Raw genomic sequence first — 15,684 nt, 5'->3', positions numbered from 1 at the left:
GCGGAGGCGCCCGCGAAGGCGCCGCCCCGGTGTGCCCACCCGTTCACGGGGGACCGCGGCTACGGCAGGAAGCGGAGCGCCCAGTCGGCTCGGTTCGAGACGGTGAGGTCGTCGTCGTCGGTCAGCGGGCGGAGGACTCGTTCGGCCGTTTTCGGGTCGGACTGGACCAGGTCGACGATCTCCGCGGCCAGGCCGTCCTGGTCGTCGCCGAGGTCCGCCGCCGAGGCGCGGACCAGGGTCGGGAGGGTGGTCGGGCCGCCGAGGGCGGCGATGACACCGCCGAGGAGTTCGCGGGCGTAGCCGTTGCGCTCGGCGACGGCCCGGTCCAGTTCGGACTCCAGGCGCGGCAGCAGCGCCCGGTCGCCGCCGGCCGCGATCTCGTCGGCGAGGTCGATCGTGGCGTCGACGTCGGCGTCGAGGTCGTCCAGCATCGCGAGGAGCCGGGTCACGCTGTCGTCGGTCATGGTGCCTCCTGGAATGCGCCGTCCACGAGGACGGGGACGGCGGTCGACGCGTCGAGTTCGGCGGCCACCTCCACGTCCTGCGGATAGCCGTACTCGTACAGTTCACGGCCCGATGCGCAGCCGTGCAAGGCGGCGACCGGGTCCTCCGTGGCCGCCCACAGCGTGGCCGCCGCGGTCGCCTCCGGGGTCAGGGGGAGCCCCGGCGCGAGGGCGCGCAGGGCGTCGAGGACCGCGCCGGCCCCGAGGTGGTCCTCCAGGGCGGGGCGGAGCGAGCCGTCCGGCCACCGCTCGCCGGCGGCGACCACGACGAGGGGGCGCGCCCCGGAGCCGTGTCCGTCCCGCAGGATCCGTTCGGCGACGGCCCCGCGGTTGCGCAGCGAGGCGGCGATCACGGTCGCGGCGCCGGCCTCGGCGGCGATGGTGGAGCCGTTCGGGGAGGGCAGGACGAGCCGCGCGGGGGCGGGGGCCGAGCGGAGCGCCGCCGGGGAGAGCGACCACGGGTGCGTGCCGGTGGCCTCGCTGCGCCCGACGGCGAGGACGGCGTCCTGCTCACGGGCGTACGCGGCGGCGGTGGCGTCCCGCCAGCGGTACGGGTACACGGCCGTGCCGGCCTCGACGGCGACGCCGACGGTCGTCGTGAACGAGAGCACGTCGACGACGACCAGGCACGCCGCCGCGGGGGCGAGGGCCCGTGCCTCGACGGGCCCCCAGCCGAAGGCGACGGTCATCAGAGTTCGGTGACCTTGCCGTCGGCGACCTCGACGCGCCGGTCGACGCGGACGGCGTCGAGCATCCGGCGGTCGTGGGTGACGAGCAGCAGGGTGCCCTCGTAGGAGTCGAGGGCGGACTCCAGCTGCTCGATGGCGGCCAGGTCGAGGTGGTTCGTCGGCTCGTCGAGGACGAGGAGGTTGACGCCCCTGCCCTGGAGGAGGGCGAGCGCGGCGCGGGTCCGCTCGCCGGGCGAGAGGGTGGTGGCGGGGCGCAGCACGTGGTCGGCCTTGAGGCCGAACTTGGCGAGCAGGGTGCGGACGTCGGCCGGTTCGGTGTCCGGGACGGCGGCGCAGAACGCGTCGAGGAGGGTCTCGGTGCCGTGGAAGAGCCTGCGGGCCTGGTCGACCTCGCCGACGACGACGCCGGAGCCGAGGGCGGCGTGGCCGGAGTCGAGCGGGAGGCGGCCGAGGAGAGCGGCGAGCAGGGTGGACTTTCCGGCGCCGTTCGCGCCGGTGACGGCGACCCGGTCGGCCCAGTCGATCTGGAGCGAGGCGGGCCCGAAGGAGAAGTCGCCGCGGCGGACCTCGGCGTCGCGCAGGGTGGCGACGACGGAGCCGGAGCGGGGCGCGGCGGCGATCTCCATCCGCAGCTCCCACTCCTTGCGGGGCTCGTCGACGACGTCCAGGCGCTCGATCATGCGCTGGGTCTGGCGGGCCTTCGCGGCCTGCTTCTCGCTGGCCTCGCCGCGCAGCTTGCGGCCGATCTTGTCGTTGTCGGTGGCCTTGCGGCGGGCGTTGCGGACGCCCTTGTCCATCCAGTTGCGCTGCATGAGGGCGCGGCCCTCCAGGGCGGCCTTCTTGTCGGCGTACTCCTCGTACTCCTCGCGGGCGTGCCGGCGGGCGGTGGCCCGCTCCTCCAGGTAGGCGTCGTAGCCGCCGCCGTAGAGGGTGATCTGCTGCTGGGCGAGGTCGAGTTCGAGGACCTTGGTGACGGTGCGGGTGAGGAACTCGCGGTCGTGGCTGACGACGACGGTGCCGGCCCGCAGGCCCTTGACGAAGGTCTCCAGGCGCTCCAGGCCGTCCAGGTCGAGGTCGTTGGTCGGCTCGTCGAGGAGGAAGACGTCGTAGCGGGAGAGGAGGAGGGAGGCGAGGCCGGCCCGGGCGGCCTGGCCGCCGGAGAGGCCGGTCATGGCCTGGTCGAGGTCGACGGTGAGGCCGAGGGAGGCGGCGACCTCCTCCGCGCGCTCGTCGAGGTCGGCGCCGCCGAGGTCGAGCCAGCGCTCCAGGGTGGTGGCGTACGCGTCGTCGGCGCCGGGGGTGCCGTCGACGAGGCCCTGGGTGGCCTCGTCCATCGCGGCCTGGGCGGCGGCGACGCCGGTGCGGCGGGCCAGGAACTCCCGGACGGTCTCCCCGGCGCGCCGCTCGGGCTCCTGCGGGAGGTGGCCGACGGTCGCGGTCGGCGGGGAGAGCCGGACCTCGCCCTCCTCCGGGGTGTCGAGCCCGGCGAGCAGCCGCAGCAGGCTGGACTTGCCGGCGCCGTTGACGCCGACGAGGCCGATGACGTCGCCGGGGGCGACGACGAGGTCGAGCCCGGCGAAGAGGGTGCGTTCGCCGTGGCCGGCGGCGAGGTCCTTGGCGACGAGAGTGGCAGTCATCAGACCACGCATCCTACGTGGGCGCCGGAAGGCTTCCGGGTACGGTCCGGGCATGGACAGCGACGTGATCGTGGTGGGCGGCGGGGTCGTCGGGCTGACGACGGCGGTGACGCTGGCGGAGCGGGGTCTGCGGGTCCGGGTGTGGTCCCGGGACCCGGCCGGGGAGACGACCTCGGCGGTGGCGGGCGCCCTGTGGTGGCCGTACCGGATCGAGCCGGCGGAGGAGGCCGGGGCCTGGGCGCTGGAGTCGCTGCGGGTGTACGGGGAGCTGGCGGGCGCGCCGGAGGAGACCGGGGTGCGGTGGGTGCCGGGGGTGCACGCCGACACCGTCCTGGACGGGCTGGGGGCGTGGGCGGCGCGGGTGGCGGGGCTGCGGCAGCTGCCGCCGGGGGAGGTGCCGGGTCCGTACGCCACGGGGCTGGCGGCCCGGCTGCCGCTGATCGACATGCCGGTCCACCTGGCGTGGCTGCGGGACCGGCTGGTCGCGGCGGGCGGGGTGGTCGAGCGGCGGGCGGCGGGCGCCCTGGCGGAGCCGGCGGCGGTGGCGCCCGTGGTGGTGAACTGCACCGGTCTCGGCGCGCGGGAGCTGGTGCCGGACGGCGGACTGCGGCCGGTGCGGGGGCAGTTGGTGCTGGTCGAGAACCCGGGGATCGAGGAGTGGTTCACGGCGGCGGACGCGGGGGCCGCGGAGACGACCTACTTCTTCCCGCAGCCGGGCCGGCTGGTCCTCGGCGGGACGGCCGAGGAGGGGGCGGAGGGGCTGGTGCCGGATCCGGTGACGGCGGCGGGGATCGTGGCGCGGTGCGCGCGGATCCGGCCGGAGATCGCGGGCGCGCGGGTGCTGGGGCACCGGGTGGGGCTGCGTCCGGCCCGGGCGGGCGGGGTGCGCATCGAGGCGGAGCGGCTGCCGGGCGGGGCGCGGGTCGTGCACCACTACGGGCACGGGGGCGCCGGGGTCACGGTGGCGTGGGGGTGTGCGCGGCGGGCGGCGGAGCTGGTGACGGGCTGAACGGCCGACGGCCCCCGTCCGGAGGGACGGGGGCCGTCGGGCCGGGCGGGTGGCCCGCCGGGGTCACCTGCCGAACGGCGGGGCCACGACCTCGTCGGCGCGGGCGCACTGCCTGGCCCGGCGGTCCAGGGCGTCGGCGCGGGCGGTGGCCCGGCGGGCCTCCTCGCGGGCGCCGAGGCGCTTGAGCTGGGCGGCCCGGTCGCGCTCGTCGCGGGCCTGCTTGTGGAGCTGGTTGACGTTGCAGGTGCCGCTCTTCGCCGCCTCGGCCGCCGGGGCGGTGACGGTCTGTCCGAGCAGCAGGCCCCCGGCCAGCAGCACGGTGGCGAGCAGGGCGCGGCGCGCACGCGTCGCTTTGTTCATGTGTTTCTCCAAGTCGGAGCCGCATCGGCCCGTTTGAGGCATGGTCAGTACCGACGGGTAACTTTACGCGGTCCGACGGCACCGAACGGACACGACCCGCCGTACCCACCCGATCGTCAACACTCCTCCACAGAACGGCCACTGACGAGGTGGAAGGCGGCGCGGCCGTCGAGCAGCAGGGGGACGAGCAGCCGCTGCGACTGGCGCAGCGGGACGAACGCGCCGCCGCCCGCCTCGCGGCGCACCGTGACGCCGTGCAGGGCGAGTTCGTCACCCGTCTCGGCGTACTGGGCGGCGTCGAGGCGGTAGCCGCAGGGCGGGTCGGCGAGGATCTCGGCGGGCTCGGGCGGGTCGTTGTCGGCGCCGCCGAGGTAGACGGGTCCGCGGTCGGCGAGGCCGGTGAGACGGGCGGCGGCGGAGGCCGCGGCGAGCGGTCCGCCGCGCTCGGAGACGTACGCGAGGACGTCCTTCAGCGCGGTGAGGTGGGTGGCGACCCTGCGCCGCTGGGAGAGTGCCGGGTCGCGCTCCTCGGCCTCGCCGAGCGGGTCCTCCCGGGTCTCGGCGAGCAGCGCGGCCATGTGCTTGATCCCGGCCGTGTTGCGCAGGATGCGCTCCTGGCCGTCGCCGGCGACCTGCCGCACCGGGCGTCCGGTGAGCGGGTCGGTCCAGATGCCGTAGACGCCGTGGGTGTGTCCGGCGCGGGCGGCGCCGGGGCGGACGTACTCCTCCGCGAGGGTGCGGGACTCGGCGTGGACACGGGTGTCGGTGTCGAGGCTGCGCGGCCAGAGGGTGAGGAGGTCCTTGTCGTAGAAGCCGGGGGTGGCGGCGTACTCGTGCAGGTCGTGGACGAGGTCGGGCCGGCGGTCGCGGAGGACGGCGGCGAGTGCGCGGGCCTCGGGGGTGCGGAGGGCGAGGTGGTCGCGGTTGACGTCGACGCCGGCGGCGTTGCCGCGAGTGCCGGCCTCGCGCCCGTCGGGGTTGGCGTTGGGCACGACCAGGACGGTGGTGCGGGCGAGGAGCCGCAGGGTGCCGGGGTCGCGGGTGTGGGCGAGGTCGCGGACGGTGGTGAGGCACGCCTCCCGGCCGGCCGGTTCGTCGCCGTGCTGGCCGCAGACGAGCAGGACGGTGGCGGCGCCGTGGGCGGCGCCGAGGACGGCGAGCCGCAGCGGCCGGCCCTGCCCGCTGGCGCCGATGGCGGTGACCGCGACCCGGTCGCTGCCCCGGTCGACGGCGGCGAGGAAGTCGCGCTCCTCCGCGTCGGTGGTCCAGCGGGCGCCGCCGCTCGTCTCGAATCCGGTCCGGGGCGGGGCGGGCGGTCCGGCGGGGCCGGCCGCCTTCGCGGGGACGGTGACGAGGGGCAGTCCGAGCACGGCGGTCCCGGCGGCGAGGGCCAGGACGCGGCGGACGGCACGCGGTCGCTTCGGCATGGGGCGGAACGTACTCGCCGGGCCCGCCGGGGCGGAAGACCGCGTGCGGGAAACGGGTGAACCGGTGGTTCATGTCGGCCGAATGGCGATCGTGTGGCGGGAGGCGCTCTTTACGTGACCGTCCGCGGCGTGGTTCATAGAGTCCGGAGCTAAGGACCGACGCCCACCCACGCGTCTTACGTTTCTTATGACTTGGGGAGCATCCGTGCACCGCAGACTGATCGTTCCGAGCGCCCTCGCCGCCTCCCTGCTGCTGGCGATCCCGGCATCGGCGGCCGACTACGTCCCCGGCGCGCCGGGCATCGGCGACTCCTACTACCCGACGAGCGGCAACGGCGGCTACGACGTCTCCCACTACGACCTGCGCCTGAAGTACCAGCCGGCGACCGACCTCCTGGAGGGCACGGCGACGATCCTGGCGACGACGACGCAGAACCTCTCCCGGTTCAACCTGGACCTGGGGCTGCGGGCGAGCGAGGTGCGGGTCGACGGGCGGCTCGCGAAGGTCACCGCGACCGGGGCGCACGAGCTGGAGGTCGTCCCGGCCGCGCCGCTGCCGAAGGGGAAGCAGATCACGGTGGTGGTCCGGTACGCGGGCAAGCCGTCGGAGTTCAAGGTCGACGGCTGGTCGGCGTGGCACCGCACCCCGGACGGCGGTGTCGCCGCGCAGGAGCCCGACTCGGCCGCCTGGTGGTTCCCGTCCAACGACCACCCGCGCGACAAGGCCACCTTCGACGTCTCGGTCTCGGTGCCGGACGGCACCCAGGCCGTCAGCAACGGCGTGCTCCAGTCGCAGTCCTCCCGGCTCGGCTGGACGCGCTTCAACTGGCGCTCGAACAAGCCGCAGGCGACGTACCTGGCCACGCTCGCGGTCGGGAAGTTCGACATCACCACGGACAGGACCGCGAACGGGCTGCCCGTCCTCAACGCCTACAGCAAGGACCTCGGCGACAACGCGGGCGCGGCGCGCGCCTCGATCGAGCGGACCACCGAGGTCGCCGAGTGGCTGGAGGGGGTCTTCGGCCCGTACCCGTTCAACGCGCTCGGCGGCTACGTGCCGAACGTGACCAGCGGCTACGCGCTGGAGACGCAGACCCGGCCGTTCTACAGCCCGCGCCAGTTCGCGAACGGCGCGAACGTGTCGGTGGTCGTGCACGAGCTGGCCCACCAGTGGTACGGCGACAGCGTCTCGGTGCACGACTGGAAGGACATCTGGGTCAACGAGGGCTTCGCCCGCTACAGCCAGTGGCTGTGGTCGGAGAAGGAGGGCGAGGGCACGGCCCAGGAGCTGGCCGACTACGTGTACGCCACGCGCACCGCCGAGGACCCGTTCTGGACGGTGAAGCCGGGCGACCCGGGGCCGGACAACCAGTTCCACATCGCGGTGTACGACCGGGGCGCGCTGGCGCTCCAGGCGCTGCGGAACGAGATCGGCGACGAGGACTTCTTCGCGGTCCTGAAGGGCTGGCCGCAGCGGTTCGCCCACGGCAACGCGCGGGTCGCGGACTTCGTCCGGTACGCGGAGGAGGTCTCCGGCAAGCCGCTGGCGGCGCTCTTCGACACCTGGCTCTACCAGCCCGCGAAGCCGGCGGCCGGGCCCTCGCCCGTGAGCGCCTCCCCGGCGCGGGCGGCCGCGGTGGAGCCGGCGCAGCCGAAGTCCTGGAAGAAGATCGCGGCGACGAACACGGTCCACGAGCACGGGGACCACTGAGGCACCGCCCCGGGAGGCCGTCCGTCAGCGCCCGGCGCGGCGGGCGGCCTCCCGGGCGCGCCGGGCGAGCGGCAGATAGCGCAGCCGCTCGGGCAGGACCGGGACGACGGCCCGGACGACCAGGGCGAGGCGGCGCAGCCGGCGCTCCTGCTCCGGCGTCCACTCCAGGCCGATCGCCGCGCGGGCGTCCGGCGGCATCAGGCCCACGGTGAGGAAGGCGCGGATCCGCTGGAAGGGACGGCGGAGCAGCGGCCAGAGGGGGCGGAGGGCGAGCCGGAGAAGGAGCGGGCCCCGGTCCGGGGCGGGCACGGGGGCGTCCGGGTCGATCAGCTCGCGGACGACGGCGGTGGCCTCCAGCTCCTCGGCGAGGACCCTGCGGTAGTACGGCCAGAACTCCTCGACGGTCTGCGGCATGTCCCGGTCGTGGATGCCGAGGATCCGGCCGACCTGGAGCCATTCGGCGTACAGCCTGCGGTCCTGGGCCTCGGTGAGCGGCCGGTGGAGCAGGGCGAGGCCATGCCGGTAGACGGGGTAGCCGGTGGCGTGCACCCAGGCGTAGTAGGCGGGGGTGAGGGCGTGGTAGCGGCGCCCGTGCGCGTCGGTGCCCTGGATGGACCGGTGCAGGGCGCGCAGCCGGCGCCCTTCGGCGGCGGCCTCGTCGCCTCCGTACACCCAGAGCTGGACGGAGCGCAGCGAGCGCTCGCCGCGCCCCCAGGGGTCGGTGCGGAAGACGGAGTGCTCGTCGACGCCGGCGCCGATCGCGGGGTGGGCGACCTGCATGGTGAGGGCGGCGGGCAGCATCAGCAGGGCGCGGACGTCCCCGGCCACGCTCCACAGCACGCCGCCGACGGGCGGCGGCGCGGGGTCGGCGGGCTTCCGGACGGTTCCGGGCGCGCCGGGCGTCCCGGGCTCCGCCCCGGTCGTCGCCTCGCCGCTGGTGCTCATACGGGGGTCCCCCTCTGCCTCTCGCCTCGGTGGCCGCCCCTCCAGGGTGCACCCCGGGGGACCGTACGACGACGCCGGGGCCGTACCCCTGGGCTCTCGCCCCGGGTACGGCCCCGGCGTCGCGGTGTGCGGGTCGGTCGCGGTCAGGCGCGGTCGGCGCCGACCGGCTCGCCGACGATCCGGCCGGCGAGGGCGCGGGCCCAGGCGTCGACGTCGGCGTTGAGCTCGCGCTCGGCGGCGTCGCGCTCGGCGGCGATCTTCGCGCCACCGGCGGCGAGGATCGCGTCGCGCTCGGCCTGGCCCTCGGCGCGGGCGGCGGCGATGGCGGCGGAGCCCTCCTCGACGGCCTTCGAGCGGATCCGGGCGGCGTCGTGGCGGGCCTCGGCGAGCTCGGCCTCGTACTGGGCGCGGATGTCGGCCGCCTCGGAGCGCAGGTCGTCGGCGCGCTCGGTGCCGCCGTCGATGGCGTCCTCACGCTGCTCGATCGTGCGCTTGATCTTCGGCAGGATCACCTTCGCCAGGAAGAAGAAGGTCAGGAAGAACACCGCGAAGCCGAGGATGAGCTCGGCCAGGACGGGGTTGAGCGGGCCGAGGTCCATGTCGAAGATCTTGGCGTTGGAGGCGAGGGTCGTCATGGCGCGCATCCTACCTGGTCCCGGAACCGGCGGATCGTACACCCCCGTGATCGTTGGCGCGCTCGTACGACGCGGTCCAGATTCCCGGCACCTGGAGGCTACCGGAAGGTAACTACGACTGGTTGTATGTCCCGCGCCGAGTCCAACCCCCCACCACTCGACGGGAGTTCACGTGTCGCTCAGCGCGTTCCGCCGTATCCCCGGTGCCGCCCTGTCCCTGGCGCTCGCCGCCGCCACCCTGGCGGCGACCGCCCCCGCCGCCTCCGCCGCCCCCGCGGCCGAGGCGCCGCGGATGAAGGTGCTCACCTACAACGCCTTCCTCTTCAGCAAGACCCTGTACCCGAACTGGGGGCAGGACCACCGCGCCCGGGCGATCCCCGCGGCGCCGTTCTTCCAGGGCCAGGACGTCGTGGTGATCCAGGAGGCGTTCGACAACTCCTCCTCCGACGCGCTCAAGGCGAACGCCGCCGCGGCCTACCCGTACCAGACGCCCGTCATGGGCCGCTCGAAGACCGGCTGGGACGCCACCGGCGGGGCCTACTCGGCGACCACCCCCGAGGACGGCGGGGTGACGGTCCTCAGCAAGTGGCCGATCGTCCGCAAGGAGCAGTACGTCTACAAGGACGCCTGCGGCGCCGACTGGTACTCGAACAAGGGCTTCGTCTACACGGTGCTCGACGTGAACGGCAGCCGCGTCCACGTCGTCGGCACCCACGCCCAGTCCACCGACCCGGGCTGCTCGGCGGGCGAGGCGGCCCAGATGCGCAGCCGGCAGTTCAAGGCGATGGACGCCTTCCTGGACGCCAAGAACATCCCGGCGGGCGAGCAGGTGATCGTCGCGGGCGACCTGAACGTGGACTCCCGCACCCCCGAGTACGCCACGATGCTCGCCGACGCGGGCCTGGCCGGCGCGGACGCCCGCACCGGTCACCCGTACTCCTTCGACACCGAGCTGAACTCGATCGCGGCGGACCGCTACCCGGACGACCCGCGCGAGGACCTCGACTACGTCCTCTACCGGGCCGGCAACGCCCGCCCGGCGAACTGGACGAACCACGTGGTCCTGGAGTCGAGCGCGCCGTGGACGGTCTCCAGCTGGGGCACCTCGTACACGTACACCAACCTGTCCGACCACTACCCGGTGACCGGCTTCTGAGCCGGCCGCCCGGGTCCGCGGGTCAGTAGCCGGGGCTGCCGAAGACGGTGTACGCCCAGGCGGCGACGGCTATGCCGACCAGCACCAGCACCACCCAGGAGCCGGCACCCGTGTGCCGGCTCCTGGCCTTCGGCGCCTTAGGCGCCTCAGGCGTCTTCGGTTCCCTCCGGGGGCGGCCGGCGCGCGAGGGCCCGGCGGCGGGTCCGGCCGGCTCGGCCGCCGCGGCGACCTCGGCGAGCATCCGCCGGCAGACCGTGGCCAGCTCGGAGACCGGCGCCGTCAGGTCGACCACGACCTCGGTACGGGCCGGCGCCGTGGTCCCCCCGTCGAGCAGCCGCCCGGCCCGCAGCAGCGCCTGGTCCTTGCCGCCCGTCGGGGCGAGGCTGATCCAGCGCCGCACGTGCTCGCCGCGGATCACGACGCCGCCGCCCCGCTCCCGGTACACCGTGTGCTCCCGCCACAGAACTCCGGCCAATTCCGAAGCGGTCTCCCTGAGTTGCGCGTACATCCCACTCCCCTGTTCCGCCCGCCGACGCGGACCGGCCGCCGACTCTAGCCGCCGGCGACGTCGCACATGGCGAGCGGTGCCCCCCGCGCCCGATGTCAACCATGGTTGACATGATCCGTGTGTCAACCTACATTGACAGCATGACCGATGCGACCGATCTCGCCGCGCGGGCCGGTGACCGGGACCCCCGGGTGGGGCTGCGGGCCGTCTCCGCTCTGCGGCGACTGCTGGAACAGCTGGAGGCCGTCCAGGTGCGCGGTGCGCGCGCCCAGGGATGGTCCTGGCAGGAGATCGCCACCGAGCTGGGCGTCAGCCGGCAGGCCGTTCACAAGAAGTACGGGAGGCAGTGATGTTCGAACGGTTCACGAAGCCCGCGCGCGCCGTGGTGAAGGGCGCCGTCGACCACGCGGAGCGCGGGGGCGCGGCGGTCGTCACACCGGAGCACCTGCTGCTCGCGCTGCTCGACCGGGAGGACACCCGCGCGGCGGCGGCGCTCGGCCGGCTCTGCCCGGCGGAGCGGCGGCCGTCGCTGCTCGCCGCGCTCTCCGACGCCCGGCGCCGGGCCGGGCTGTCCCGGGCGGACACGGAGGCGCTGGCCGGCCTCGGCATCGACGTCGGCGCGATCGTCGCCCGCGTCGAGGAGGCGCACGGCGCCGGAGCCCTGGCGGGCGACCGGAAGGACGAGGGCCGGTGGTCCGGGCGGCGGACCTTCTCCCGGGAGGCGAAGGGCGTCCTGGAGAGGTCGCTCCGGGTCGCGCTGGCCCGCAAGGACCGCGAGATCGGCGACGAGCACCTGCTCCTCGCCCTCACCGCCACCGGCGGTGTCGTCGCCGAGGCGCTGGCCGACCACGGCGTGACGTACGCGGCCGTCGACACCGCGCTCTGAGCCGCCCCGGGGGGCTTTTACAGTTCTGGTGAGACAGCAATACTGTTCCACCATGGAGGACGCGAGCGACGAGGGACTGCTGCCCGGCTACACCGTCGACGAGCTGGCCGCGCGGGCCGGGGTGACGGTGCGGACCGTGCGGTTCTACGGGACGCGGGGGCTGCTGCCGCCGCCGGTGATCGGGCCCCGCCGGGTCGGACGGTACGGCCCCGGGCACCTGGCCCGGCTCGCGCTCATCGAGGAGCTCCAGCGGCAGGGCATGACGCTCGCCGCGATCGAGCGGTACCTGGAGCAGCTGCCGGCCGACCTGAACGCGCAGGACCTCGCGGTGCACCGGGCGCTCGTGGCGTCCTGGGCGCCCGAGTCCGCCGAGACGATCACCCGGCGGGAGCTGGAGCGGCGGGCCGGGCGGGAGCTGGCCGACCGGGACGTCGCCCGGCTCGCCGCCATGGGCGTGGTGGAGGCCGGCGAGGACCCGGACGTCTTCCGGCTCGACGGTTCGCTGCTGCGGCTCGGGGTCGAGATGCTGGACGTGCCCATCGAGCACGACGCCATCCTGGCCTCGCGGACCGTGCTGCTCGACCACGCCCGGTCCGCCGCCCAGGAGCTGGCCCGGCTCTTCCAGGAGCAGGTGTGGAACCCGTACCGGGAGAGCGGGGAGGACCCGGACCACCTGGCCGCCATGAAGTCGCTCTCCGCGCACATGCAGCCCATCGTGGTCCAGGCCCTCCTCACCGCCTTCCAGCGCTCTCTCAGCGCGGAGCTGAGGGCCGCCTTCAGGCGTCCGTGAAGGTCTCGCCCCGCTCGGCCTTCTGCACCAGGAGGGCGGGCGGGTCGAAGCGCTCGCCGTACGTCTCCGCCAGCTCGCGGGCGCGGGCGACGAAGCCGGCGACGCCGCCCTCGTAGCCGTTGATGTACTGGAGGATGCCGCCGGTCCAGGCCGGGAAGCCGATGCCCATGATGGAGCCGATGTTGGCGTCGGCGACCGAGGTCAGGACGCCCTCCTCCAGGAGGCGGACGGTGTCCAGGGCCTCGGAGAAGAGCATCCGCTCCTGCATGTCGCGGAAGGGGATCTCGTACCCGGGCTTGGTGAAGTGCTCGCGCAGGCCCGGCCAGAGCCTGCCGCGCCTGCCGGACTCGTCGTAGTCGTAGAAGCCGGCGCCGCCGCTGCGGCCGGGGCGGCCGAACTCGTCGACCATGCGGTCGATGACGACCTCGCCGGGGTGGCTGACCCAGGTGCCGCCGGCCTCCTCGACCGCCTTCTTCGTCTCGTTGCGGATCTTGCGCGGGAGGGTGAGGGTCAGCTCGTCCATGAGGGAGAGGACCTTCGCCGGGTAGCCGGCCTGGGCGGCGGCCTGCTCGACGGAGGCGGGCTCGATGCCCTCGCCGACCATCGCCACGCCCTCGTTGATGAAGTGGCCGATGACGCGGGAGGTGAAGAAGCCGCGCGAGTCGTTGACGACGATCGGCGTCTTGTTGATCTGGCGGACCAGGTCGAAGGCGCGGGCCAGGGCCTCGTCGCCGGTCCGCTCGCCCTTGATGATCTCGACCAGCGGCATCTTGTCGACCGGCGAGAAGAAGTGCAGGCCGATGAAGTCGGCCTGGCGCTCGACACCCTCGGCGAGGACGGTGATCGGCAGGGTGGAGGTGTTGGAGCAGAGCAGCGCGTCGGGGTCGACGACGTGCTGGATCTCCTGGAACACCTTGTGCTTGAGCGCGGTGTCCTCGAAGACGGCCTCGATGACCGCGTCGCAGCCGGCCAGGGCCTGCGGGTCGGCGGTGGGGGTGATGCGGGCGAGGAGGGCGTCGGCCTTCTCCTGGGTGGTGCGGCCCCGGGAGACGGCCTTGGCGCAGAGCTTCTCCGAGTACGCCTTGCCCTTGGCGGCGGCCTCGTCGGTGACGTCCTTGAGGACGACCTCGATGCCGGCGCGGGCGCAGGAGTAGGCGATGCCGGCGCCCATCATGCCGGCGCCGAGCACGGCGACCCTGCGGACCTGGCGCTTCTCGACGCCCTGGGGGCGGCTGGCGCCGGAGTTGACGGCCTGGAGGTCGAAGAAGAACGCCTGGATCATGTTCTTGGCGGTCTGGCCGGTGACCAGCTCGGTGAAGTAGCGGGACTCGATGACCTGCGCGGTCTCGAAGTCGACCTGGGAGCCCTCGACGGCGGCGGCCATGATGTTGCGCGGGGCCGGGTAGGGGGCGCCGTTCAGGGTCTTGCGCAGGTTGGCGGGGAAGGCCGGCAGGTTGGCGGCGAACTTCGGGTTCGACGGGGTACCGCCGGGGATCCGGTAGCCGGGGACGTCCCAGGGCTGGGCGGACTCCGGGTGGGTGTCGATGAAGGCGATGGCCTTGGCCATCATCTCCTCGGGGGTGGCGGCCAGTTCGTGCACGAGGCCGCTGTCCAGGGCGCGCTTCGGGGCGTACTGGGTGCCCTGGAGGAGCACCTTGAGCAGGGCGTCGGTGATGCCCATGAGGCGGACGGTGCGGGTGACGCCGCCACCGCCGGGCAGCAGGCCGAGGGTGACCTCGGGCAGGCCGATCTTGGAGCCGGGCGCGTCGAGCGCGATCCGGTGGTGGGAGGCGAGCGCGATCTCGTAACCGCCGCCCAGGGCGGCGCCGTTGAGGGCGGCGACGACCGGCTTGCCGAGGGTCTCGATGCGGCGCAGGGCGCGCTTCATGTCCATGGCGGCGTCGAAGATGGACCGGGCGTGCTCGGGGCCCGCCTGGATCATGTCCTTGAGGTCGCCGCCGGCGAAGAAGGTCTTCTTCGCGGAGGTGTAGATGACGCCCCGGATGGAGTCCTTCTCGGCCTCCAGGCGGTCGGCCACGGCCGCGATCGACGTGCGGAACGCCTGGTTCATGGTGTTGGCGGACTGGTTCGGGTCGTCGAGGACGAGGGTGACGATCCCCGTGTCGTCCTGCTCCCAGCGGATGGTGGTGCTCTCGCTCATGACTGATGCTTCTCCGGTAGAGGGGTGCGGACGGGGAGGTCAGACGCGCTCGACGATGGTGGCGATGCCCATGCCGCCGCCGACGCAGAGGGTGGCGAGGCCGTAGCGCTTGTCCTGGCGCTCCAGCTCGTCGACGAGGGTGCCGAGGATGATGCCGCCGGTGGCGCCGAGCGGGTGGCCGAGCGCGATCGCGCCGCCGTTGACGTTGACCTTGTCCAGGGAGACGCCCATGTCCTTGACGAAGCGCAGGACGACCGCGGCGAACGCCTCGTTGATCTCGATGAGGTCGATGTCGTCGATGGTGAGGCCGGCCTTGGCGAGCGCCTTGCGGGCGGCCGGGGCGGGGCCGGTGAGCATGATGGTGGGCTCGGAGCCGGAGACGGCCGCCGCGACGATCCGGGCGCGCGGCCTCAGCCCGTACCGCTCGCCGACCTCCTTCGAGCCGACGGCGAGGAGGGAAGCGCCGTCGACGATGCCGGAGGAGTTGCCGGCGTGGTGGACGTGGTCGATCTCCTCGACCCAGTGGTACTTCTGCAGCGCGACCGCGTCGAAGCCGCCGAGCTCGCCGATGTCCTTGAAGGACGGCTTCAGCCGGGCGAGGGAGTCGGCGGTGGTGCCGGGTCGCATGAACTCGTCGTGGTCGAGGACGGTGAGCCCGGCCCGGTCGACGACGGGCACGACGGAGCGGGCGAAGCGGCCCTCCTTCCAGGCGGTCGCGGCGCGCTCCTGGGAGAGGGCGGCGTACTCGTCGACGTCGCGCCGGGTGAAGCCCTCGATGGTGGCGATGAGGTCGGCGCCGATGCCCTGCGGGACGAAGTTGGTCTCCAGGTTGGTCATCGGGTCGGCGAACCAGGCGCCGCCGTCGGAGGCCATCGGCACCCGGGACATCGACTCCACGCCGCCGGCGAGGACCAGGTCCTCCCAGCCGGAGCGGACCTTCATCGCGGCCATGTTCACGGCTTCGAGGCCGGAGGCGCAGAAGCGGTTCTCCTGGACGCCGGCGACGGTGTCGGGGAGTCCGGCGGCGATGCCGGCGATGCGGGCGATGTCGGAGCCCTGGTCGCCCACCGGGCCGACGACACCGAGGACGATGTCGTCGATGGCGGCCGGGTCCAGGCTCGGGTTGCGGCGCTGGATCTCGCGGATCAGGCCGGTGACGAGGTCGATGGGCTTGGTGCCGTGCAGGGAGCCGTTGGCCTTGCCGCGTCCGCGCGGGGTGCGGATCGCGTCGTACACGTACGCTTCGGTGCTCACGGGAAGCCTTTCG

The 15,684-nt window shown here is 74.1% G+C and carries 16 protein-coding genes; 6 read left to right on the top strand and 10 right to left on the bottom strand.

Annotated features, from left to right (window positions below; all coding sequences use genetic code 11):
- Positions 1–59: 59 nt before the first annotated feature.
- Genes IF73_RS0107165 through IF73_RS0107155 form a run of 3 tightly spaced genes read right to left on the bottom strand, consistent with a single transcriptional unit; the run spans position 60 to position 2,829 of the window.
- Positions 60–464 (bottom strand): hypothetical protein, encoded by a 405-nt coding sequence (locus IF73_RS0107165; protein WP_031004648.1) that lies wholly within the window; start codon positions 462–464, stop codon positions 60–62.
- A complete protein-coding gene (locus IF73_RS0107160; RefSeq protein ID WP_031004646.1) occupies positions 461–1,192 on the bottom strand; it encodes a 2-phosphosulfolactate phosphatase in 732 nt (243 codons plus the stop codon). Before IF73_RS0107160 ends, IF73_RS0107165 begins: the two co-directional genes overlap by 4 nt.
- Positions 1,192–2,829, bottom strand: coding sequence for an ABC-F family ATP-binding cassette domain-containing protein (locus IF73_RS0107155; RefSeq protein WP_031004644.1), 1,638 nt, complete (start codon positions 2,827–2,829; stop codon positions 1,192–1,194). The genes IF73_RS0107160 and IF73_RS0107155 overlap by 1 nt, the downstream gene beginning before the upstream one ends.
- A gap of 52 nt (positions 2,830–2,881) precedes the next feature.
- Here IF73_RS0107155 and IF73_RS0107150 point away from each other — a divergent pair, with 52 nt between their 5' ends.
- The gene (locus IF73_RS0107150) at positions 2,882–3,838 is read left to right on the top strand and encodes an NAD(P)/FAD-dependent oxidoreductase (protein WP_031004642.1); all 957 of its coding nucleotides are present in this window, start codon (positions 2,882–2,884) and stop codon (positions 3,836–3,838) included.
- A 63-nt stretch (positions 3,839–3,901) separates the two neighbouring features.
- Here IF73_RS0107150 and IF73_RS0107145 read toward each other — a convergent pair whose 3' ends face one another.
- Together IF73_RS0107145 and IF73_RS0107140 are read right to left on the bottom strand one after the other, a co-directional pair.
- On the bottom strand, positions 3,902–4,198 hold the full coding sequence (locus IF73_RS0107145; RefSeq protein ID WP_031004640.1) for a hypothetical protein: 297 nt from the start codon (positions 4,196–4,198) through the stop codon (positions 3,902–3,904).
- A 116-nt stretch (positions 4,199–4,314) separates the two neighbouring features.
- Positions 4,315–5,625, bottom strand: coding sequence for a M14 family metallopeptidase (locus IF73_RS0107140; RefSeq protein ID WP_031004638.1), 1,311 nt, complete (start codon positions 5,623–5,625; stop codon positions 4,315–4,317).
- A 205-nt stretch (positions 5,626–5,830) separates the two neighbouring features.
- On the opposite strand from IF73_RS0107140, the gene IF73_RS0107135 reads away from it, so the two are divergent.
- The gene (locus tag IF73_RS0107135; RefSeq protein ID WP_031004636.1) at positions 5,831–7,336 is read left to right on the top strand and encodes a M1 family metallopeptidase; all 1,506 of its coding nucleotides are present in this window, start codon (positions 5,831–5,833) and stop codon (positions 7,334–7,336) included.
- Positions 7,337–7,360: 24 nt separating this feature from the next.
- On the opposite strand, the gene IF73_RS0107130 is transcribed toward IF73_RS0107135, so the two are convergent.
- Together IF73_RS0107130 and IF73_RS0107125 are read right to left on the bottom strand one after the other, a co-directional pair.
- A complete protein-coding gene (locus IF73_RS0107130; RefSeq protein WP_031004634.1) occupies positions 7,361–8,281 on the bottom strand; it encodes an oxygenase MpaB family protein in 921 nt (306 codons plus the stop codon).
- A 143-nt stretch (positions 8,282–8,424) separates the two neighbouring features.
- Complete coding sequence (locus tag IF73_RS0107125) at positions 8,425–8,916, bottom strand: hypothetical protein (protein WP_063833407.1); 492 nt, start codon at positions 8,914–8,916, stop codon at positions 8,425–8,427.
- A 172-nt stretch (positions 8,917–9,088) separates the two neighbouring features.
- Between IF73_RS0107125 and sph the strand changes: the two genes are divergently transcribed.
- Positions 9,089–10,072 carry a sphingomyelin phosphodiesterase gene (gene sph / locus IF73_RS0107120; RefSeq protein WP_031004630.1) on the top strand — a complete coding sequence of 328 codons (984 nt, stop codon included), beginning with the start codon at positions 9,089–9,091 and terminating at the stop codon, positions 10,070–10,072.
- A 22-nt stretch (positions 10,073–10,094) separates the two neighbouring features.
- Here sph and IF73_RS0107115 read toward each other — a convergent pair whose 3' ends face one another.
- On the bottom strand, positions 10,095–10,580 hold the full coding sequence (locus IF73_RS0107115; protein WP_031004628.1) for a hypothetical protein: 486 nt from the start codon (positions 10,578–10,580) through the stop codon (positions 10,095–10,097).
- A gap of 140 nt (positions 10,581–10,720) precedes the next feature.
- On the opposite strand from IF73_RS0107115, the gene IF73_RS0107110 reads away from it, so the two are divergent.
- Genes IF73_RS0107110 through IF73_RS0107100 form a run of 3 tightly spaced genes read left to right on the top strand, consistent with a single transcriptional unit; the run spans position 10,721 to position 12,256 of the window.
- Positions 10,721–10,930, top strand: coding sequence for a helix-turn-helix domain-containing protein (locus tag IF73_RS0107110; protein ID WP_031004626.1), 210 nt, complete (start codon positions 10,721–10,723; stop codon positions 10,928–10,930).
- Positions 10,930–11,466, top strand: coding sequence for a Clp protease N-terminal domain-containing protein (locus IF73_RS0107105; RefSeq protein ID WP_031004624.1), 537 nt, complete (start codon positions 10,930–10,932; stop codon positions 11,464–11,466). The genes IF73_RS0107110 and IF73_RS0107105 overlap by 1 nt, the downstream gene beginning before the upstream one ends.
- A gap of 52 nt (positions 11,467–11,518) precedes the next feature.
- Positions 11,519–12,256 carry a MerR family transcriptional regulator gene (locus tag IF73_RS0107100; RefSeq protein ID WP_031004622.1) on the top strand — a complete coding sequence of 246 codons (738 nt, stop codon included), beginning with the start codon at positions 11,519–11,521 and terminating at the stop codon, positions 12,254–12,256.
- On the opposite strand, the gene IF73_RS0107095 is transcribed toward IF73_RS0107100, so the two are convergent.
- The gene (locus IF73_RS0107095) at positions 12,243–14,417 is read right to left on the bottom strand and encodes a 3-hydroxyacyl-CoA dehydrogenase NAD-binding domain-containing protein (RefSeq protein WP_031004620.1); all 2,175 of its coding nucleotides are present in this window, start codon (positions 14,415–14,417) and stop codon (positions 12,243–12,245) included. The two genes, IF73_RS0107100 and IF73_RS0107095, sit on opposite strands and share 14 nt — an antisense overlap.
- A gap of 39 nt (positions 14,418–14,456) precedes the next feature.
- Positions 14,457–15,671: an acetyl-CoA C-acetyltransferase gene (locus tag IF73_RS0107090; protein ID WP_031004618.1), complete on the bottom strand. Its 1,215-nt coding sequence runs from the start codon at positions 15,669–15,671 to the stop codon at positions 14,457–14,459.
- Positions 15,672–15,684: the final 13 nt, after the last annotated feature.

It is taken from the genome of Streptomyces sp. NRRL F-5727, assembly GCF_000719555.1.
GTDB lineage: Bacteria > Actinomycetota > Actinomycetes > Streptomycetales > Streptomycetaceae > Streptomyces.
This window is presented reverse-complemented; position numbering and strand designations above follow the sequence as displayed.